16 protein-coding genes and 1 pseudogene are annotated in these 20,527 nt (G+C 70.7%); 9 read left to right on the forward strand and 8 right to left on the reverse strand.

Annotated features, from left to right (window positions below):
* Window positions 1-81: 81 nt before the first annotated feature.
* Both AB0I15_RS50090 and AB0I15_RS50095 read left to right on the forward strand, forming a co-directional pair.
* Complete coding sequence (locus AB0I15_RS50090) at window positions 82-1,269, forward strand: CoA transferase (protein ID WP_358113452.1); 1,188 nt, start codon at window positions 82-84, stop codon at window positions 1,267-1,269.
* Between the two features lie 18 nt (window positions 1,270-1,287).
* Window positions 1,288-2,667 (forward strand): SLC13 family permease, encoded by a 1,380-nt coding sequence (locus tag AB0I15_RS50095; protein WP_358113454.1) that lies wholly within the window; start codon window positions 1,288-1,290, stop codon window positions 2,665-2,667.
* Window positions 2,668-2,723: 56 nt separating this feature from the next.
* Here the strand turns inward: AB0I15_RS50095 and AB0I15_RS50100 are convergent, their stop codons facing one another.
* On the reverse strand, window positions 2,724-5,252 hold the full coding sequence (locus AB0I15_RS50100; RefSeq protein WP_358113456.1) for an FG-GAP-like repeat-containing protein: 2,529 nt from the start codon (window positions 5,250-5,252) through the stop codon (window positions 2,724-2,726).
* 239 nt (window positions 5,253-5,491) lie between these two features.
* Here AB0I15_RS50100 and AB0I15_RS50105 point away from each other — a divergent pair, with 239 nt between their 5' ends.
* The 4 genes from AB0I15_RS50105 to AB0I15_RS50120 all read left to right on the forward strand — a co-directional run bounded on the left by AB0I15_RS50105 (window position 5,492) and on the right by AB0I15_RS50120 (window position 11,466).
* Entirely contained in the window at window positions 5,492-9,427 is a 3,936-nt protein-coding gene (locus tag AB0I15_RS50105; protein ID WP_358113458.1) for a hypothetical protein, read from the forward strand.
* A gap of 24 nt (window positions 9,428-9,451) precedes the next feature.
* A complete protein-coding gene (locus AB0I15_RS50110) occupies window positions 9,452-9,937 on the forward strand; it encodes a hypothetical protein (protein ID WP_358113460.1) in 486 nt (161 codons plus the stop codon).
* Window positions 9,938-10,279: 342 nt separating this feature from the next.
* A complete protein-coding gene (locus AB0I15_RS50115; protein WP_358113462.1) occupies window positions 10,280-11,092 on the forward strand; it encodes a hypothetical protein in 813 nt (270 codons plus the stop codon).
* Window positions 11,089-11,466 (forward strand): GntR family transcriptional regulator, encoded by a 378-nt coding sequence (locus AB0I15_RS50120; protein WP_358113464.1) that lies wholly within the window; start codon window positions 11,089-11,091, stop codon window positions 11,464-11,466. The genes AB0I15_RS50115 and AB0I15_RS50120 overlap by 4 nt, the downstream gene beginning before the upstream one ends.
* Window positions 11,467-11,622: 156 nt before the next feature.
* Here the strand turns inward: AB0I15_RS50120 and AB0I15_RS50125 are convergent, their stop codons facing one another.
* Complete coding sequence (locus AB0I15_RS50125) at window positions 11,623-12,033, reverse strand: HIT family protein (protein ID WP_358113466.1); 411 nt, start codon at window positions 12,031-12,033, stop codon at window positions 11,623-11,625.
* A 436-nt stretch (window positions 12,034-12,469) separates the two neighbouring features.
* Window positions 12,470-12,802, reverse strand: a complete 333-nt coding sequence (locus AB0I15_RS50130; RefSeq protein ID WP_358113468.1) for a hypothetical protein — start codon at window positions 12,800-12,802, stop codon at window positions 12,470-12,472.
* A 439-nt stretch (window positions 12,803-13,241) separates the two neighbouring features.
* Between AB0I15_RS50130 and AB0I15_RS50135 the strand changes: the two genes are divergently transcribed.
* Window positions 13,242-13,529 (forward strand): hypothetical protein, encoded by a 288-nt coding sequence (locus AB0I15_RS50135; RefSeq protein ID WP_358113470.1) that lies wholly within the window; start codon window positions 13,242-13,244, stop codon window positions 13,527-13,529.
* A gap of 218 nt (window positions 13,530-13,747) precedes the next feature.
* Here the strand turns inward: AB0I15_RS50135 and AB0I15_RS50140 are convergent, their stop codons facing one another.
* Window positions 13,748-16,141 (reverse strand): DUF4132 domain-containing protein, encoded by a 2,394-nt coding sequence (locus AB0I15_RS50140; protein ID WP_358113472.1) that lies wholly within the window; start codon window positions 16,139-16,141, stop codon window positions 13,748-13,750.
* Between the two features lies 1 nt (window position 16,142).
* Window positions 16,143-16,271, reverse strand: coding sequence for a hypothetical protein (locus AB0I15_RS50145; RefSeq protein ID WP_358113474.1), 129 nt, complete (start codon window positions 16,269-16,271; stop codon window positions 16,143-16,145).
* A gap of 95 nt (window positions 16,272-16,366) precedes the next feature.
* Between AB0I15_RS50145 and AB0I15_RS50150 the strand changes: the two are divergent.
* Both AB0I15_RS50150 and AB0I15_RS50155 read left to right on the forward strand, forming a co-directional pair.
* Window positions 16,367-16,543: pseudogene (locus AB0I15_RS50150) on the forward strand (TetR-like C-terminal domain-containing protein); the annotation flags it as partial.
* A gap of 46 nt (window positions 16,544-16,589) precedes the next feature.
* On the forward strand, window positions 16,590-17,102 hold the full coding sequence (locus tag AB0I15_RS50155; protein WP_358113476.1) for a DM13 domain-containing protein: 513 nt from the start codon (window positions 16,590-16,592) through the stop codon (window positions 17,100-17,102).
* Window positions 17,103-17,120: 18 nt separating this feature from the next.
* Here the strand turns inward: AB0I15_RS50155 and AB0I15_RS50160 are convergent, their stop codons facing one another.
* The 3 genes from AB0I15_RS50160 to AB0I15_RS50170 form a co-directional block, all read right to left on the reverse strand.
* Window positions 17,121-17,660, reverse strand: a complete 540-nt coding sequence (locus AB0I15_RS50160; protein ID WP_358113478.1) for a hypothetical protein — start codon at window positions 17,658-17,660, stop codon at window positions 17,121-17,123.
* A gap of 24 nt (window positions 17,661-17,684) precedes the next feature.
* Window positions 17,685-18,893 carry an acyl-CoA dehydrogenase family protein gene (locus tag AB0I15_RS50165; protein ID WP_358113480.1) on the reverse strand — a complete coding sequence of 403 codons (1,209 nt, stop codon included), beginning with the start codon at window positions 18,891-18,893 and terminating at the stop codon, window positions 17,685-17,687.
* 236 nt (window positions 18,894-19,129) lie between these two features.
* Window positions 19,130-20,527, reverse strand: a 1,398-nt coding sequence (locus AB0I15_RS50170) for a tetratricopeptide repeat protein (protein ID WP_358113482.1), incomplete at its 5' end; no start/stop codon positions are given.

Consider the following 20,527-nt stretch of genomic DNA (forward strand, 5'->3'; position numbering starts at 1 on the left):
CTGTGAACTCCTTCCACATCTTCCCGCCGCTCCGACGGCGCGGAATCGTGGCCGGTGATGTCGAGGTGAAAGGAATACCAAGTGTCTGACCGTCCGCTCAGCGGAGTGCGTGTCCTGGACGTGTCGACGATCCTGGCCGGGCCCCTGGCGTCCGCGCTGCTCGGCGAGTTCGGCGCCGAGGTGATCAAGGTCGAGCATCCCGTCACGGGGGATCCGGCGCGCCACTACCCGCCGCTGGAGGACGGCGAGTCGGCCGCCTGGTCGATGATCGGCCGCGGCAAGCGGAGCGTCACCATCGACCTGCACCACGCCGAGGCGGCCCCACTGGTCGGCCGGCTGGCCGCGGCCGTGGACATCGTGGTGACCAATTTCCGCCCGGCGACGTTGCGCCGGTTCCGCATCGACTTCGACGACCTGCGGGCGTACCGGCCGGATCTGGTGATGGTCCAGGTGAGCGCGTTCGGCCGGACCGGCCCCTACGCCGACCGCCCCGGCTTCGCCCGCGTCGCGGAGGCCTTCGCGGGCCTGACCCACCGCACCGGCACCCCTGAAGGGCCGCCGGTGTTCGCCGGCTATCCCGTGGCCGACGGTGTCACCGGCATCTACGCCGCCTTCGCGGCCATGCTCGCGCTGCGCCAGCGAGACCTCACCGGGCAGGCCCAGTTGGCCGACATCCCCCTCTACGAGCCGTTGCTGCGGATGATGGAGGACTTCATCGTCGAGTACGGAGCCTCCGGCGAGACCCGCGAGCGCCAGGGCAACCGCAACCCGCACATCAGCCCCAACGACCTCTACCGCACCCGCGACGGCCGCTGGCTGGCCCTGCCCGCCTCCACCGAACAGATGTGGCGCCGCCTGGTCAAGGTGATGGACGCCGGTGACCTCGCCGTCCACGACTCCATGACCGCCCGGCTGGAGCACCGCGAGGAGATCGAGGCGCGGGTCGCCGCCTTCGTCGCGGCACACGACCTCGAACCGCTGATGTCGCTGCTCCACGACGCCGGAGTGGCCGCCGGGCCGGTGAACTCGGCGGCCGACATCTGCGCCGACCCGCACATCCGCGCCCGCGGCTCGGTGGTGGAGGTGCCGGACGCGAGGACCGGCCGCCCGCGGCTCATGCAGGCTCCGGCCGGCCGCTTCTCCGGGTTCGACGCCACGATCGGCGGCGCCGCGCCGGCCCTCGGCGAGCACACCGCCGAAGTACTGCGGGACCTCGCCGGGCTCGCCGAGCCGGAGATCCATGACCTGCGCCACCGAGGAGTGGTCTGACCCGGAAAGAGCGTGCTCATGACCATGGCAACGCTGTCCATCATCGTGCTGGCCGCCCTGCTCGCGGCGACCCTGATCCCCGGCTTCGACCTCGGCCTCGGCGCCCTGGCGGCGGCGTTCCTGCTCGGGCTCGCCGCCGGCGTCCCGGCGAACGACGTGACGGCGTTCTTCCCGGCCGACTTCTTCGTGCTCATCGTCGGGGTGACGGCCCTGTTCGCCGTCGCCCAGCTCAACGGGACCCTCGACTGGTTACTCGACCTGCTGCTGCGGCTGGCCGGCGGCCGGCTCGTCCTGATCGCCCTGGCGCCGTTCGCCATCGGCGCCGTGCTCACCGCGGCCGGCACCCTGCCCGCGGCCGCGACCGCCATCGTCTCCCCCATCGCCCTCGGCTTCGCCGCCCGGTACCGGATCTCCCCGATGATCGCCGCCGTCCTGGGCGTCACCGGCATCATCAGCGGGCTGCTCTCGCCGCTCGCCGTCTACGGCGTCACCGCCCGCGAGCTGAGCACCAAGCTCGGCCTCGGCCTGCCGGGGTCGGCCCCGGTGACCTTCCTGGCCGGTGGGCTGCTCGCCGGGCTGGTCGTGTGCGCGGGCTGCCTGGCGGTCGGCAGGTTGAACGGCGGCATCCCCCGCGGCCGCACCTCCACCCCGGCCGCCGCCCCGGCCGCCGTCACCGCACCCGAGCCCGGCACCACCACGGCGGGCGGCGCCGCAGCGGACCTCGCGTCCGGCACCACTGCGCCGGAGCCCGCGTCCGGCAGCACCGTGCCGGGCGGCGGCGGCTCCGGCCCCGCGGTCGCGGCAGGGGCGCATCGCCCGGGAGCGCGCGCCTTCACGCTGCTGTGCATGGCCGCCGTCGTCGTCCTGTCCGTCGGCTTCGACCTGAACGTCGGCTATCTTGGCCTGACCGCGGCCCTGATCCTGCAACTGGCCTTCCGGCTGCCGCTCGGCGCGATCGTGTCCAGGATCCCGTGGAGCGTGGTCCTGCTGATCGGCGGCCTGCTGACCTACGTGGGCCTGATGCAACACCTGGGCGCGTTCAAGCAGATCAGCGAGCTTCTCGGGGTGGCGGGCGCACCGATGCTCAGCCTGCTGGTGCTGTGCTACGTCGCCGGCATCACCTCCTTCGCCGCCAGTTCCATCGCGGTGTTCGCGACCGTCCTGCCCCTCCTGCCGCCGCTGGTGGCGGCCGGCGTCTCCCCGGTCGGCGGTGTCCTCGCCCTGGCCCTGGCCTCGGTGCTGGTCGACCTCAACCCGCTCGGCATCACCGGCGGCCTCATCCTCGGCGCCGCCGAACCCTCGGCCAGACCCCGCCTGTTCCGCCAGTTGCTCGTCTATGGCCTGATCTCGGTCATCGTGGCGCCCGCCCTGACCTGGGCCGCCTTCGGCTGGTGGTGAAACCGCAGGGGTCAGAGGGCAGGCGTACGGACCTTCCGCCGGGACACTCCGGCGTGTCAGCCGATGGCGTTGATCGTCCAGCCGGCCCCGATCTGGGAGCGGCCGGCGAAGCGACCGTTGCCGTTGCCGGGATAGACCCAAAGATCGCCGCTGGCGTCGAGGGCGACCAGGTCGGTCTTGCAGTCACCGCTCAGATCCATGGCCGCGACCTTGAAGTTGCTCCAGCCGGTGCCGGACTGGGTGCGGCCGGCAAGGGTGACACCGCTCTGGCTCGTGTTGGCGTAGAACCACAGGTCGCCTGAGGCGTCGATGGCCATGACATCGGCGCGGTCATCGCCGCTGAAATCGGCGGGGAGGATGCGGTAGCCGGCCCAGCCGCTGTTGCCGATCTCGGTCTTGCCGCCCCCGTCGGGGTAGTAGTACAGCGAGCCGTTGCCGGTGTTGATGCCGAACAGGTCGGCGCGCGGCGTGCCGTTGGCGTTGCCTGCGGCGTGGACGTAGTTGGCCCAGCCGGTGCCGATCTGCTGCCTGGCGCCGGAGACCAGTTGTCCGCTCCGGTTGGGATACATCCACAGAACGCCGTCGGAGCCCTTCATGACGACGTCGGCCAGGCCGTCGGCGTCCCAGTCGGTGACGACCCATTTCAGGGAGCCCCACCCGCTGCCGATCTTGACCCGGTTACCGACGCTGACGGTGGTCAGTCCCGAGCCGCCCTGGTTCGGATACATCCACAGGTCACCGGCTCCGTCGGTGATGATGACGTCGTTACGGCCGTCCCCGTCGAAGTCGTGATCGTTCGGCGCGGGCGTGAGCGAGAGCCGGTTCCAGGTCTGGAGAGTGGACAGGACGCCCTTGAAGTGGCCGCCGAGGCTGGCGGCGCCGGTCTTGTGCGCGCCTGCGCGCAGTGCGCCGGCGGCTTTCCACTTGACCGTGTGCCTCACGCTGGCGACGTTCCGTCCGTTGACCCAGAGGATCACGACGCCGGTGGCGGCCTTGTAGGTCACGGCGACCTGGGACCAGACACCCGCCGGAGCGCTGCCCGCGGGTGCGGTGGCGGTGTCCCAGACGGGACCGGCCACGTCGGATCGGCTCATGGCGAAGCGCCAGGCTCCGTTCTCGGCCCAGAGTTTGAAGCCGGCGGTGTTGACGCCGTCCTGGGACAGAACGGTGCCACCGGCGGCGGGTTTGGCCCAGGCGCTGAGGCTGAAGTCGGCGTCGGTGACGACGGCGGGGCCACCGGCCGAAAGGGTTCCGGTGGTGCCGTTGAGTTCGACGGCCGGGCTGAAGGTGTCGCCGGTCTTCCAGGTCACGCCGGCGGTGGCGGTCAACGGGAGGCCGGTTCCGGTGAAGGCGCTGTCGGTGCCGGCGGTGACGGCGGTGCCCGGAGTGGCTGTCGGAGGCAGGTCGGCCAGGGGCCAGGTGTGGTCCGCCGTGGTGGTGGTGATGGCGTTGACCCAGGTCGCGAGATCGTCAGCGCGGGCGGCGGTGAGGGCGCCGCCGTTCCCGGCGGTGTCGGGGCAGCCGGCCTGGCCCGCCTGGCTGAGTACGGCGGCGAGCTTGCCGCCGTTGAGGACGGGCGCACCGGCCATCCCGCTGCACACGAGCGGACCGGCCGCGGCGGTCAGCGTCGTCGGGGTGGCGGCGGTGAAGGTGATCCGCGCGCTCTGCTGCCGGTCGCTGGTCCAGTCCGTGGCCGTCACGGCGGTGCGGCTGTGGCCGACGGCGGACAGCTCGACGCCGGTGGGAGCGGCGGTGGCCGGCGGGATCGGGGTGATCCCTTCGATCGGGGCGGCCAGCCGGGCGAGGACCACGTCGCGGCCGGGACGCGGGCTCAGCCAGTCGACCTTGGTGGCGGCCTTTCCGGGGAACGCGACATAGGTCGCGCCGACCGGCGCGCCTTCCGCCAACTGGGGCTGGTTCGGATCGGGGGCCAGGCAGCTCGCGGCGCCGAGCGCCCAGCGTGGTGCGACCAGCGTCGCGGTGCACTCGCGGCCGACGGTGGCGAGCTTGCCGACCGCCGGGTGCTCGCCGGTGCCCGGCGCGAGGCCGGTGCCGGCACGTAGTTGCAGCAGCATGGTCGGCGACGCGTCCGGGTCCGCGCCCAGGCCCACCTGAGTGCTGCCGTCCGGATCCACGTCGACGGTGAGCTGCTCGCCGTCGTCACTGCGCAGCCGTGCGGTCACCTGGTGACCGGTGCCCTCACGCTGGCCGTCGCCGCGGATCTCGAACACGCCCGGAACTTCGAGGTTCAGTACGCCGCCGGACGAGGTCACCTGGAAGCAGACCCGGCCGATTCCGTCGGCGCCGATGGCCTCGTCGGTCGTCCAGACCTTCAGCAGGCCGATGTCACCCTGTGCCGGTGTGGCGCAGTCGGCCAGCAGGATGTGGCCGTCTCCGGAGATCAGCCTGACGTTCTGAGCCGCCAGGATCTCCGCCGCACCGGGGTAAGGATGGACGCCGTCGTCCACCAGCGACGGAGGCGAGATCGCGGATGCGCCGGCCGGCGCCGGCCCGACGGCCACGGACAAGGATGCTGCCAACGCTGCGACGACGCCCAGCGTCGCCCAGCGCGGTGGAGAACTCACGATCACAAACCTCCGGTAGCTCCCCCGACCCGTTCAATCTGTGGGTACGAAACGAGGCTAGAGAGGCCCGGTATGTCGGCGGTATGTCCGCCCGCACCTGGGGTTGCCCGGTATTCGAGCGGCGTGTGACACTCCGCAATGCTGAATGGACGGTGGTCGGCTTCACCTCTTCAGCGCTCCCGGATGTGCGAAGGCTCGAGCGGTGACGGAGGCTGAAAGTGCGTGCGTGGATACCGGTCATGAAGGGACAAGCGCCCCCAGGTGCGGTGCGTCGGCAGGCGATGATCGCGGTACTCGTGGTCCTGACTCTGCTGGCCAACCTGCTGCGGATGACGCCGGCACATGCCGAGCAGTCGGTCGCCGCTGATCGCTCCCATGTGGTGGTGGCCTGGCAGGAGGGCGGCCCGCAGGTCCGATTAGCGGCTGAGACGGCGCTGCTGGGCCCGGACGAGCAGGTCAGCGCGTTCCTGGCCGAAGGATGGCGCCAGGCCCAGCATCTCGACCAGCGGGACAACCTCGCGAACGTCATCAGCAACGGTGGTCCCGCGCTGCGCGCGAAGGCTCAGGCCGCCCTGGACGCCGACGCGGCAGGTGATCAGAGCGCGATCACCACGTTCCTGAACACCGGATGGCAGGGGCCGTCGGACATCGACGCGCGGGTGTCGGTGAACCAGTTGATGAGCGCCGGCGGCGATCAGGTCAAGCAGGCGGCGCAGGCCGTGCTTGATTCCGGAGACACTCAGGCGCTGCGGGACTTCCTGGAGTCCGGCTGGCAGACGCAGTGGAACACCGACCAGCGGTTGCGGATCAACCAGGCCAGGGCGACCGGTGGCCCGCAGGTCCGCGCCGCGGGCCAGAAGGCGCTGGACGAGGGCACGCCGGAGGCGCTGGAGGCGTTCCTCGCCTATGGCTGGGCGGTGGCGTCGGCGCGGGACGAGGAAACCGCGACGCTGGAAGAACTGCTCGGCCAGGCGCAGGCGGCCGGCGCGCTGGCGGCGCAGGAGACCGCCAACGCCACTGGCGAGGCCGACCGCGCCAGGGACGCCGCAGCCGCGGCGCGCCGGTCCGCGGCGGAGGCCGCCAAGGCGACCGAGGCCGCGCGCGACAACGCGGCTGAAGCGAAGGCGCAGGCCAAGCGGGCGGCGACCGCGGCGCAGAAGGCGGCCGAGGCGGCGCAGGTGGCCGTTCAGGCCGCGGCGGCGGCCAACCGGGCGGCACGAGCCGCCGCCACTGCGGCGGCACGGGCGGCGCAGATGGCGTCGAAGGCCAGTCAGAAGGCCGCCGAGGCCTATCGGCAGGCCGGCGAGGCGGCCATGAACGCCGGGAAGGCGGATCACGCACGGCGCGCGGCGCAGGAAGCCAACGCGATCGCCCAGCAGACGCGCGACTTCGCGGCCCAGGCAGGATTGGCGGCCAAGGCGATCGAGTCCGGCAACGGTGCCATCGCATCCGCCAAGGCCGCGGCCGAGCATGCTCTGGCGGCAGCGGTCGCCAATGACGAGGCGGTCCGGTACGCCAACGCGGCAGGCGCGGACGCCCAGGAGGCGGTCGCCGCGGCGGCGAAGGCGCGGGCCAACGCCGAGCGGGCCGTCCGGGCGGCGCGGGCCGCCGAGGAATATCTCGGGGTGGCCATCCTTGCCGCGTACAACGCGCAGCGCGCCGCCATCAAGGCGGCAGCCAACGCCGAGGCAGCGGCGGTCGCGGCCCTTGACGCCGCGGAGCACGCCGGCGAGGCCGCGGGGGCGGCGGAACGGGCCACCCTGCATGCCACGAACGCCACCACGGCCGCGGAGCACGCAGTGGAGACCGCGGGCCAGGCAGCCGGGGTGTTCGAGGCCGCCCGCGTCGCCGACGCCGAGCGCCTGGCGGTGGCCCGGGATGAGGGGTTGGAGACCGTCCGGGCCGCCAACACCGTGTACGAGGCGCAGCAACGCCTCGCCGACTGGGACGCCGACCAGGCCGCCAGACGCGATGCCGAGACCAACCGGCTCATCGCCGTGGCGCAGGACCCGGCCACCGAGCCTGCCGCCGCGGTGGCGGCGGCCCGCAGGGTCGCGCTCAACCTGGCCGGCGGCCAGGGCGCCTGGACCAAACAGGCGGCGCTGGCCGCGCTGGGCGGCGCGGACCGCCTCGTGCTGGAGTTCGTCCGCACCGGCGTCGCCGACGCCGCGGCACAGGACAACCGCCTCGCGGTGACGAACCTGGCGGCGTCCGAGAACTCCGCTCTGGCGACGGCGGCCAAGACCGCGCTGACCGGCAGCGACCAGACGGTCGCGACCTTCCTGCGTACGCAGAACTATCCCGGTCGCTACAGCGCGGACCGGACGAAGGTCAACCAGATCCTGTCGGCTGCCAGGGCGGCCGGCGATGTCGTGCTGGCGCAGCGGGCACAGCAAGCCCTCGACACCGACACGCTGCCGGCGTTGCGGGACTTCCTCGACACCGGCCAGTACACCGCGGCGGTCATCGGTGAACGGGTGCTGGTCAACCAGATCCAGGCCAGCCCGGACAGCGGGCCGGAGGTGAAGGCCGCCGCGCAGATCGCCCTGGACGGGCCCGCTCCGGGCCTGCGGCAGTTCCTCGGCACCGGCCAGTTCACTGCGGCGGAGCGGGACTACGAAAGCGCGATCCACCTCGCTGTGGTCGCCGGTCTGCTCAAGAAGATCAACGAGGTCGCCGAGACGGCCGTGCAGAGTGCGCTGGAAGCGCAGGCCGTGGCCGCCCGCGCCCGCGACGACGCCGCGGAGGCCGCATCCTACGCCGAGCAGGCGATCGACGCGGCGGAGCGGGCCGCCGACCATGCCCAGCAGGCCCGCGACTACGCCGGCCAGGCCGCCGCCTCGGTGGACAAGGCGGCGGCCGCGGTCAGGACCGCCCGCCAGGCGGCCACCCGGGCCACAACCTCGGCTCGCAGCGCCATCCGGTCGGCGAGCTGGGCGATCGCTTCCCACCGGACCGCGGTCAGCGCCGCCATCAGGGCCAACCATGCGGCCCACGCCGCCTACAAGTCGGCCATCAGCGCCGGCGTCGATGCCGAGGCCGCTTCCGCGGCGGCCCAGGAGGCATTCGAGGCTTACGAGTTCGCTTACGGCGTCGAGATGAGCAAATGCGTCAATGATTACACCACCGGAGGCGTCGACGATTGGGAGGCGATACTAGGCGACTCCGAAGGTGAATGGGCGCTCAACTGCGCCAACAACGTTTATGCGGACCCGGAGGAGCTGGCCACCCGGGCATACATCAACTCCGCCTTCTGTGAGGTCGTTTATCCGCAGGGCAGCCAGGATCACCAGAACTGCATCAACTCCACCTTGGACCCCAAGTTCGAGGGAATGCAGCGGCTCATTGTCACCTACCAGGCGTTCAATTACGGAGCCATCACCTACGCCGTGGGGCTGTCGCCCGCGGTCTTGCAGGCGGCCGTCCACTGTGCCGTCAACAAGATCTGCGGCCGAGTGGCCGGCGCCCTGCTCACCATCGGCGAAGTGGGCATCGAAGTTTACCGCTATATCAAGGGTGACCAATCGCTGGCCAAAACGCTGCTCAACCTTGGCGCGATCGCCATCGAATCTCTGGTCGCCGCCGGGATCGGCAAGCTGCTCAGCGTCGGCTTCCGGGCGCTCAAGAACGCCTACACGGCTGCCAGAACGAACTCGAACGCGGTCTGGGACGTTCAGACAGAGCTGAGCCGGATCAAGCAACTTGCCGTCCTCAGGGACGTCCGGGCAATGGTCGCCGGCAACTACTCCACCAACAGGAGCACTGCCTTCTTCTGGTCCGGCCGCACCGAGACGAAACCTGGCGAGTACCTGTCGGCAGGACCTGAAAAGGCCGCTGACATCGCGAGGAGCCTGGGCGGCACCACGCTCGAATCCCTCATGGACAGCCGCGGAATTCCGCAGGCGAAGTGGGATCCCGTTGCGGCGGGGTGGGACCCCGACGAGAAGGCGTGGGACATCCTCAAGAATCATGTGGAGGACGCGTGGACGAAGGTGTCCCTTGATTATGCCCGAAATGCCTCCGGGGAGGTCAGAGTGGTTCTCGGAGCAAGCCTGCGCCCTGGCAACGTATGGGAGAGCACGGAGTTTCCCGCGCTCAAGAGCAACCCCAACGTCACCAAGATAATCAGGATCGATCCGGTCACCATGGACGCCCGTGTGATCTTCGAGCGATAGCGACCGCGTTGATACCCTGGCTCGGTGGATTATGCGATCAGCGAAGAATGGAAAGAGCGAATCGTCTATCGGGAAGAGGGCGCCGGCTACACCTTCGACTGCGCCTGGGGCGTCAAGCCTTACGCCGTCTACGTGCCGTCCGCAGAATACTGGCCGGAGGCGACTCCGGCCTGGATGCACGATCGGCGGGACGAGATTATCGGTCGCATCCGCGATCACGTCGGCGCACGCTACGTCATTAAGGAGTATGCGAAGAGCGATGCGGCCCCCCGGGAATGGGTGACGGTTCTCGGCGCCCGCCACTCGGACGGATCGATTCCCGGCGAGTGGGTTGCCGTGCTCATGGATCCCGACGAGACAGTCACACCCGATGCTTCCTGGACACTCGAGCGGCGTGGTCGGTTCTTCGCCGACCACGCGGGCAGGGTCGGCGGCGGGTCCACTCCGGACGAAGCGGTGGAAGATCTCCGGCAACGGGTGGGTCGGCCGGACCTGCGATGGGGCACCTGAAACGCGCGTGATCTTCGGTGCCCGCTGGAGGGCACCCGGTCCAGTCACAAGAGGGTCAGCCGCAGTGCACGTTGTCGACCTCGCGGGTCACATAGTCCGGAACCGTCGCGGCGACGTCGATGCACTGGCCGGGGGCGGAGAGAGTCGCGAGTTTGCGTGTGCGCACGAATATCCTTTCGGTTGGTGATCTTGAATGCGACAGTGACTATACTTCTTTGAACGTAGTATGGTCAAGGCTTGCACTGGGAATCGGAGGTTCGAACACGGGACGGCGGCGCGTTGACTTTGTCGCAAGGTATGACGCACCATGTTGCTACAAAGCTTGCGACAAAGGGAGGCGCCATGTCTCGTGAACCATCACCGGACGCCGGTTCGCCGGCGCGTGCGGCCGACCTGCGACTGGCAGGCGAGTGGCTGGCCCGGCACGACCTGGCCGGAGCCCGCCCCACCCCGCTGCTGGCCAGCCGGCTGGCCATCCGGAGACGAGCCCGCCTCGCCGCTCACGTCATCCTGGGAATGCTGATCATCACGAGCGCGCTCGCCAGCTCCACCTTCGGCGGCGTCCAGCCGCAGCGCCCGCTGCAACTGCCGGCCCTGACCGTCGTCGTGGCCGGACTGCTGCTGGCGCAGTCGCTGCTCGACCGGTGGGTGCGCCGCGTCGACCAGCGGGCGGGCGCGACGCTGTCCCGCAGGGCCGCCCATCTGATCCAGCCAGGCTGGCGGGCCGTGCTCGGCCAGCCGTACGCCGTCTTCGCGGTCGCCACGTTCGCCGGTGCGATGGTGCTGGCCGGAAGCGCCCTGGCCGTTCCCGACCCCACCGTGCGGCGGCTGGCCGTCGTCCTGCTGATCGGCCTGTTCGGTGCGACCGCCATCCTCGTCCTGCAGCTACGCCACCTGCTCAGGCATCCGGTCGTGGCGGAGGACGAGGAGTCGCTGACCGCCGATGTCATCATGCGCGTCGAGGACGCCCGCCTCCTCACCACGCCGAACGTGCAGTGGGCACTGCCCATAGTGCTGCTCTTCGGCACCGCGCCCGGCTGGTGGGGCGCCGCTTCGGTCGCCTACCTGATCCTGGGCCTGGCCGCGTTCGTGGCGCTCCACAAGAGGGCGCCGTCGAGCGCGACGGTGGCCCGGCGGGCCATGAGCGACCGATGATCGTCATCGACGCGGCCTCGCCGGTGCCGCCGTTCGAACAGCTACGAGTCCAGCTCGCCCGGCAGATCCAGGACCGCACGCTGGCCGTGGGCGCCCGGCTGCCGACCATCCGTCACCTCGCGGCCGACCTCGGCCTGGCCGTCAACACGGTCGGCCGGGCCTACCGGGAGCTGGAGGAGGCGGGGTTGATCGAGACGCGCGGGCGGGCGGGCTCGTACGTGTCGGCCGCCGGCGAGGAGGGCCGGGAGCGGGTCCGCAGGGCCGCCGCCGACTACGCGGCCGTGGTCGCCAGCGTCGGCATCGACGCGGGCGAGGCGATCCACATCGTGCAGGCGGCTCTGACGTCCCGCGGGGCCGCACCGGCCGCGTCATGACGGTGGGACGTAGGCCGAGGCGCGGTGACACAGGATGACAGCCGATTCCGGCCGACGTCGCTTCCAGTTCCCCGTCCAGCACGCAGATCGCCTCGTCCCATCGACACCACCTCCGATCTCCGCGGCGATGGCCAACAGCGGGCTTGAAAAAAACTGTCAGCGAACCGCGGCGACCCGCTCCAAGACCTTCTCCAGTTCACGGGCCGAGGCCGGCGAGGAGTTCCACGTCAGACGCAGGCCGTCGCCATGCCAGCGCGGAACCACATGGACGTGGTAGTGGAGGACATCCTGGCCGGCGGCCTCACCCGCGTTGTGCTTCACGTTCACGCCGTCGGGGGCAACGGCCGTCTTCAGCAGAGCGGCGACTCGATGCACCATATCGGCGACCTTGCCGTGAGAGAACTCGGAGATCTCCCACACGTCACGCGCATGCACACGCGGAACCACCAGCGTGTGTCCCGGAGAGGCAGGTCTGATATCCAGGAACGCCAGGGCGTGCTCATCCTCGAGGACACGATGAGACGGCAACCGACCGGCCACGATCTTGCAGAAGGTGCAGTCGCTCACCCTCCCCATGATCGCATCCCGTCATCCCGTTCGCCTGGCATGCCCGCTGGCGCGCGTCGGCCTTGAGCGTGCGGTGATCGTCGAGACATAGGACATGGGTCGCGTCGGACACCAAGGCGTCCGTATCCGGCACCGCCAAAGTGGGAACGGCGCGGGAGAACGTGGTCGTGCGACTGGTCAACGCCCGGCGGGCGAAGAATGGGTGCCGGGCGCTCAAGCACCACACGCGATGGCGCGATCTACTGGACTCAGGACTCCGCCGCCAAGGGAGCTGCTGGAGGAAGATCGCAGGCGACCTGTTTCGCCGGCGGTGGGAGCGCAGCCCTGCCCGGGCCGGCCTGACCGGAGAGCAACCGCGATCAAGCCGGCAACCTCGCCACCCCACCGGGCTGACGGTCGGCCGGGTGGCCGAAGGGCATCAACGCCTGGTCAGGCGCTAGGCGCGCGGGGATTCGTCCCCAGCCGGCGCGGCGTCGTCCCCGGCCGGAGAGGCTTCTCCGGTGAAGCGGCGCAACGCTGGGCTGAGCGCGGCCACAGCGGCGGTCAGGCCGAGCAACCCGCCCAGCACGACGAGCGCCGCCGCGCCGCCGAGCACCGCGGCGTGGGTGCGGGCCTCTTCCTGTGCGTAGGCGCTGTGCAATTGGCCAGGGGGGACGATCCCGCGGATCGCCGTGTCCTGGAGAGGGCCGATGAACGCGGCGCATAGCCCGTCGAGCACCGCCAGTGTGACGAACTGCCAGACCGGCACCTGACCGGTGGTGACCAGCAACCGCCGCCCCGGGCGACCCGGTGAGCGCCAGCACCAGCAGCGGCATGGCGAGCCTGGTGAGCTCCGACCCCAACTGGGAAACCGCACTGCCTACCCACAGCAGTTGAAAACGCATGTTCTTGCGCAGCGGGACGATGCCGGTCACGAAGCGTCTTCCTTGGGTGCGAGGAACGGTCGCCTGGCCAGAGACGCCTTCCGGAGGAGGCGGAGGCCGCGCCGGTTCGGACTGCGGACAGCCACGGGCAGGACCCGGAGAAATTACCTACCGGATACGACGCTGTCCACCGAATATCGCGCTCAGGTGCACACCGGCAGGTGCGGCGGTCAGGGAGCCACTGATCACTATCGCAACCGACAGTAGTTGGACGACTACTGAAAGTGCAGCATGGGGAAGAACACAGCGCCACGGCGCGAACCCCCTACAGGACAGGAAGTCGCCATGCTCCGCACCACGGCCACCCTCGCCACCCTCACTGCCGCCGCCGCACTCGCCGTGAGCCTGGCGAGCCCGGTCTCCGCCGCGAACGGCACTCTCTACATCAACCGGGCAGAGTACGTTGACCCCAGCGGCTGCTACACCTCCGGGAGCGCAGACCCCTTCGTTTACAACCAGACCGACGATGTTGCCGTCGCCTACCTCCTGCCGAACTGCCAGGGATTGGTCACCGGCACGGTGTGGCCGGGCGATGGTAAGGAGATAGTCGGCTCGAGCGTGTTCATTCGGTAGAAAAGCGGATACGGCAGCCAACCCCCGAGAGCCTTTCGAGGCTCTCGGGGGTCTTCCCCGGCCCGCGACCGCGTCGTCGTCACGGGCCAGGAGCTCCTGATCACGAACGAGGAGTCCCGTCAGGGCGGTCACAGACCCAGGCGTGGCCGGCGTCCTGCCGACCTGCGACTTGGTCGCGACCATCCCCATCAACGGTCAGCGCCAGGGGCGCTTCGGGGCTAGGTGGCGACGAGTTGGCGGGTGATGGTGGGGTCGCTGATCCTGGTGTCGTCCGCCAGCAGGAACGCCTTCGACAAAATGATCGACAACATTCCGCCGTCCTCCTCGAACGGCAGGAAAACCGATGGGGCGGAGCGGTCGCGGCCGGGGACGATGCACAGGTAGGCGTCGTTCGGCTCCATCAGGATGTTGCCCGACCCCAGGTGGATCCGGTAAGTGCGCAGGTTTCCGCGCACCCGCAGGAACCGGTCGGTCAGCTCCACCCGGTCGGCGATCTTCAGGCGGGGCAGCAGCCGGGCCAGCGCGTCGTGCCGCGTGCGAGCGGTCTCGCCCAGTTCGCCGAACCCGTAGGACTGCCAGTAGCCGTCGTGCCCGGCCGCCGCCTGCTGGTCGAGCCCCAGGGACCCCACCCCCACGGCGAGGTCGGCGTCGCGCAGCAGTTCCGACAACACCAGCGGCGGCACGTCGGTGAGCGGCGCGTCGCCGGGAAGATCCGCGTGGCGGAACCGGATCGCGTCGGTGGCGGCGCAGGAGGCCGTGCCCCAGGCGTCCTGATGGGGGTCGGAGGCGACCCACATGCCCCAGCTCGCCTGCCAGCCGGCGAGCGTCTTGACGGCCGCCCCCACGTCGCCGCCGCACTCGTAGTCCCAGTGGCCGATCGACAGCCCGCTCCAGCCGCGCTGCTCCAGCAGGGCCTTGGCCTGTCCGTAGCGCACGAAGTGGCCCTTGAAACGGTCGGAGTGGGTGCGGGTGCGCTCCTCGGCCGGAGTGAGCAGGTAGACCTCGCGAAACGTCTGCTTGAACGGCTGCCTGATCCCCCGCTCCAGCAGGTGGTCGCGCCAGCCGCGCACCCCTTCGGCGCTCTCCTGGATCGGGTGCCACAACCGGATGGGCGTGTCGGCGCCCGGACGTACGGATCCGCCGCTCGCGTCGGCCAGTGCCCAGCCGTCGCCGCTCCTGACCGGCAGCCCGGCGAACCCGTCGGGGAGCCGCCAGATGAGGGCGCGGGTGTAGGGGCCGGTGACCGGGTGGTCGAAGAAGTACTGCTCGGCCTCCTGCCAGGACAGCTCGCGTTCGACGATGAGCATCTGCTCCAGGCGCAGCCGCTCGGCGGCCTGCGTGCGTTTGAGGTCCTTCAGCGTGGCCTTGAGATCGGCGAACACCGGATCCTTGCGGATGGACTGGGGCGCCGACTTGACGGCGCGCCCGGACGCGTTGACGTAACGCAGCGTCGGCCCGTCGACGTCGAGCCGGACGACGCAGTCGCCGGCCCGCTCCTCCCGGACCCCGCCGGGGCCGAGCCCGAAGGCCGGGACCGTCCGGTCGACGAGCTGTTCGTGGCTCAGCCCCTCTTGCACGGCCACCGCGTCGAGGGCATCGGACGCCTTCGCCAGCAGAGCCGGTCTGCGCACCTTGGCCCGCACGCGCGCGAGCACGCCCACCGTGTCGAGGCCGCCCCGCTTGGCCAGCACGTTCAGTGCGGCGTTGGCCAGCCTCTCGTTGCGGCAGACGGCGGCGCCGCCGGTGCCGTTGCGCCCGATGCCGCAGTTGATGGCGACGTCGCCGAGCAGCGTGGACACCCAGGGCGCGTCGATCACCTCGCAGGTCCACAGCATGCCGCGCAGCGGGAGCGCGGTGTGGCGGGCGAGGAAGACCCGGCCGCCGGGCTCGCGGCTCTCGCGGTGGGTGGCCAGGCGGGAGAGGATCTCGCGCAGCACCGCCACGCCGTCGTCGGTGAGCAGCGTGCGGACCTTGGCGAGCCACGGTTCGCTGGGCCGGTTGGCCTTGGCCTTGCGCCAGTGTTTCAGCAGGGGCAGCACGGCGGGGCAGGCCAGCCGGGCGGCGTACGGCCCTGCCATGGCACGCGCGATGGGGTCGCCGTCCCAGACCAGGCTGCGCACGACCCCGGCCGGCCCGTGCTCCGGGGGCTCGGTCAGGACGCGCGCCAGCTCCTTGCGCAACGCGGCACGTCCGGGGCTGCGGTGGGCCGGGTGCCACGGCGGCGCGTCACCAAGGATCTGACGGCGCTCGGGGTATCCGAGCGTCGCGATGGCGGCCAGCGGAATCCGGTACAGCTCGGCGTGGCCGGTGTGACCGCAGCTCGACAGCGCGTCGGCGATCTCCCACAAAGAGCGCGTGTCCTCGAACGTCCAGGGGACGTCGCCGCCGGCCACCTCGCGCACCAGCCGGAGCACCTCCTCGGGGTGCTCGTGGCCGCCCTTGTCGCCCAGGCTGAGCCGCAGTTGCGCCCATAGGCCGAACGCCCTGCGCCCGGCCTCGTCGGCGCCGGGCCGCCCGCCCGCGTCGTAGCGGGCGAACAGCTCACGCGACAGCCCCTCGATGTGGTTGAGCAGGTAGCCCTGGGACCGGGGAAAATTGTCGAGGACGCCCATGTCAGCCTCCGGCCCGCGGCACGAGGCGGACGAGCTCGCGCGCCGGGCTCGTGTCGGATCGGGCGGGAAGGGGGATCTCGACTGAGCACCTGCCGGTGGCGCTCTCGTCTCTGAAGATGGCCGTGGCCATGGGGGGCTCCATCGTCGTCGGTCGGTCAACGTGACGGGCCATAGTTATCAACGGGCACCGACAATCCGGAGGCGGGCGCGAGCCGGGCCCGGAAGCCCGCCGCCGTCGCTCTCGCGCTGCGCATGTGGGGGCGCATGCACGGTCTGATCTCCCTGGAGGTCTACGGCCATCTCGGCACGCAGACCGGCGATCCCGCCAAGCTCTACAAGGCCGAACCACTCGACCTGCCCAGGTCTCTGGGGCTCGACGAGGGCGTCGGCCGTGTCCCGTAACCGCTACGTAAGACCCGACCGGCGGCCACCATGGTGCCCTTGACGTATGAAGCTCTTCAAGCACCCGGTCAGGTTGACTGCCATCGGCCTGGGCGCCGTGGTGTTCGCCTTCGCGATGTACCTGTTCCAGCCATGGCGGGTGTTCACGACCGTCGTGGTGGACGAGGCCCCGCCCGCTGTCACCTCATCTGAACAACCGGCGAGCGCACCCGCGAAACGGATCGAGAAGCTCGCCTCGGGCACGTTCGTCACCCACGAGCACAAGACCACGGGCAGGGCGGCGGTGCTGAGGTTGCCGGACGGGTCGCGCGTACTGCGCCTGGAGAACCTGGACACTTCGGACGGACCCGACCTGCGCGTCTGGCTGAGCGACCAACCGGTCACCAAGGACTGGTTCACCTTCGACGACGGTCGTCACCTCGAGCTGGGCCACCTCAAAGGCAACAAGGGCAGCGCCAACTACCCCATCCCCGCCGAAGCCGACCTCGGCACGCTGAAGAGCGTGACCATCTGGTGCAGGCGATTCAGCGTTTCCTTCGGGGCCGCGGCGCTGAGCTGACCGACGTGCGCGGAGCCCTCAGCCAAGGGCCTGCGTCCCGATGACGGACAGCAGGTGCAGCTTGTCGTGGCTCTCGCTGCCCGGAATGGCGGTGTAGACGAGCAGCGAGTGGGCCTGACCAGGGTCGACCAGTCTCTGGCACGCCAGCTCGAGGGCGCCGACTTCCGGGTGGATGAAGTGCTTGACCTCGTGGGGGTGTATCCCGATCCCGTGCCCGTCCCGCACCCGCCGGAACTCCCCGCTGTGGGCGAGGAGCAGGTCGGCGAGGTGCGCGGCCCGGGAGTCGGGGCCGCGGAGGGTGACGATCTCACGCAGCCCGGCGGCGTACATCCGGGTGAGGAACGGATGCTCCTCGGGCGCGTAGAGCTTGCGGGCGGCCGAATCGGTGAACCATCGGCAGCCGATGCTGCGGTTCAGGCGGTCGAGAACGCGCAGCAGGCCGGGCCTGATGTGGTCGCCGACCCCGTCGTGGTCGGCGCGGTGGCCATCGGTTCTCTGGGGGCTACCCCTGTCCGGCGCTCGACGGCTTCGACAGGCTCGCCGCGCAGGATGCGGCAACCGACCGGCGCGCGGGTGCCGTGCTCAGCCCAGTTCCGCGTGCCCGAGGTGCTGCATCAGCTGGTCGGTGGTCAGCGGGTGGAACGGCCCGCTGCGCGCGTCACGGTACAGCTTCTCCAGCGGGTGGCCACGGCGGAACGAGCCGCCGCCGACCAGGCGCATGCCGATGTCGACGACACGGATCGCGTTCTCGGTGGCCACGACCTTCGGGATCTCCAGCCAGCCGAGCCGGCGCGCCGGGTCGTCCGGCAGGTCGCGCTGCTCGTTGAGGCGCGCGGCGGCGACCTCGATCGTGTTGGCCGCGGTCTCGATCAGCACGCGCATCTCGCCGACGCCGACCTGCACGAGTTGCTGGTCGCCGAGCCTGACGTCGGAGGCCTCGGGTACGGCGCCGAGGCGCTTGTCGCGCAGGATCGCGAGCGTCTCGGCGTAGGCGCGGCGGGCGAGCCCGAGATAGATCGACGCGAAGCTCAGCGTCTGCCATTCCAGGTTCGCGAACAGGTCCGGCCGGAACGCCGACGACACCAGGTCGGTGTCCGGTACGAACACGTCCTCGAACACCACGGTCTCGGTGCCCGTCGCGCGCATGCCGAGCGCGTCCCAGGTCTTCTCGATGCGTACGCCCTCGGCTGAGGCCGGGCACACCAGCATCACCTCGCGCGAGGCGCGCACGGCGTGGTCGGCGGGCAGCTCGCCGTCGGGCTCGGTGATCGTCGCGTTGAGGGTGTGGAAGTCGGCCACCAGCGATAACGTGCCCCAGCTCTTGCGGCCGCTGACGCGGAAGCCGCCGTCGACCGGCACCGCGCGCGTGTCCGCCAGGCCGATCACACCGGCACGGGTCTCGCTGTACGCGCCGTCGAACAGGTGCCCGTCGTGCGCCACTCCCGGGAAGAAGCGCGCCTGGTGCGCCTCGCTCCACATGCCGCGGAAGAAGCCGATCACGCCCCAGTGCATGTTGAACGCCAGCGCGATCGACGGATCGCCGTACGCCAGCAGCTCGACGCAGCGCGCGGTGGTCGCGATGTCGGCGCCCCAGCCGCCATGGCGTTTGGGGATGTTGAGGCCCGGCAGCCCCAGCGCACGCACCCGCCCGGCCAGCTCGTACGGGAAGGAGTTCTCCGCGTCGTGGCGCGGCCCGGCCTCGCGGAACTCCTCGGCCAGCGCGCGGCAGGTGGCGAACGCGTGCTCGCGCTCGGCGGGGCTCATCTCGACGACGTGCACGGTTTCGGCCATCGGGTCCTCCTCGCTCGCACCGGTCGCGGCGCGTCGCCGGACCGTGCAGGACTGGAATACGACAGACTGCGCCCCGGCACCGCAAGCACCGCGCCTCTCGGACGCGCTCGCCGCCGGCCTTCTACGGTTGATCGCTCCCCGTACGTTCCCAGGTGATCACGCGCCTGCGCCGCCCGCAAGCTGTGCGACGTGGCCAGGCCGCCATCACTCGGTACAAGTGAACAAAGGGGTGAAGGTCAGAGCATGTTCTTGATCGGCTGGGGTGTCTCCGGCACCGGCTGGGCGAGGATCTCGGTCGCCTCCCGGGGTGTGAGCAGGCGGGCGTCGCACAGGAGGCGGACGGACTCCGCCCACTGTTCCCGCGCTTCGCGGTGCCGTTCGAGGCCGTGCAGGGCGGTGCCGAGCCTCCAGCGGGACACGGCTTCCTTCAGCCGGTAGCCCGACTCGCGGAACAGCCGCACCGCCGTCGTATAGCTGTCCACCGCCTCGGTCAGCCGGCCGGCATGGAGGTAGATGTCGCCCAGCGAGTCGTGTGCCGAACTCGCACCCGCGAGCGGATCTGTCTTCGGCCACAACTCCACCAACTGGCGCGCTTCCGCGATCGCCTCGTCGTAGCGCCCCTGCCGGTAGTAGACGTGCACCCGGTTGTTGCGGAGCACGGCCGGGGCCCCAGGGCGTTCGGCGTCGTCGTTGAGCGCCAGAGCCGACTCCAGGTAGGCGAGCGCATCGTCGAGACGGCCCACGATCGTGTGGATGACACCGAGGTTGCTGAGGGCTCCCACCCTCCTTCGGGGCAGGCCGGCGCGGTCCCAGTCGGTGAGAGCCGTCTTCAGTTGCGCGATCGCGGCGTCGTAGCGGCCCTGGTCCCGGTAGACCCAGCCGAGGAAATTGCGGAGCTGGGCCTTGTCCTCCCACGCTCCGATGCGATCGGCGACCTCGATGGCGTGCGTGTAGATGTCGGCCAGTTGGGTGTGCCAGCCCTGATAGGAAAAGGGCCAGTGGAGGCCGATGACCAGGCCGACGGCGGTCGCCGGGTCGGGCCCGGCCAGCGCCTGCTGCGCGGCGGCGAGCAGGTTTTCCCGCTCCTCCTGGGCCCATCGTTCCGCCTCGGCCGGGTCCTTGAAGGAGTTCTCGGGCAGTTCGACGGGGCATCGCGGTACGGACTCGTTGTTGAAGAGAGCGCTGGCCATCCAGAGGGTGGTCAGGTAGTGGTGGAGCGCGCCCTGGACGGCGGTGGTGCGTTCCTGCTCCGGGACGTCTTGGTGTGCGCGTTCGCGGGCGTAGAGGCCGACCAGGTCGTGGAAGCGGTAGCGGTCGGGGCCGGCGGTTTCGAGGAGGCGGGCGTGCTGGAGACGTTCCAGGGCGGCTTCGGCGCGGTGCCGGGGCCAGCCGGTCAGGGCGGCGGTGGCGGCCGGGGTGTGCGCGGGCAAATCGAGCAGGCCGAGCAGGGGCAGCAGGTGGGCGGCGTCGCGGCCGGCGGGCTCTTCGCGCAGGTGGTGGTGGCTGACCGCGATGCTGGCGCGGATGGCCAGGTCGGCGTACTCGAGGGTGTCCAGCCGGCGGGTGGCATCGGCGAGCCGGGTCTCCAGGTCGGCCAGGGTCCAGTCGGGGCGGGCGGCCAGGCGGGCGCCGGC

This window comes from Nonomuraea sp. NPDC050643 (genome assembly GCF_040654715.1).
Taxonomy (GTDB): domain Bacteria; phylum Actinomycetota; class Actinomycetes; order Streptosporangiales; family Streptosporangiaceae; genus Nonomuraea.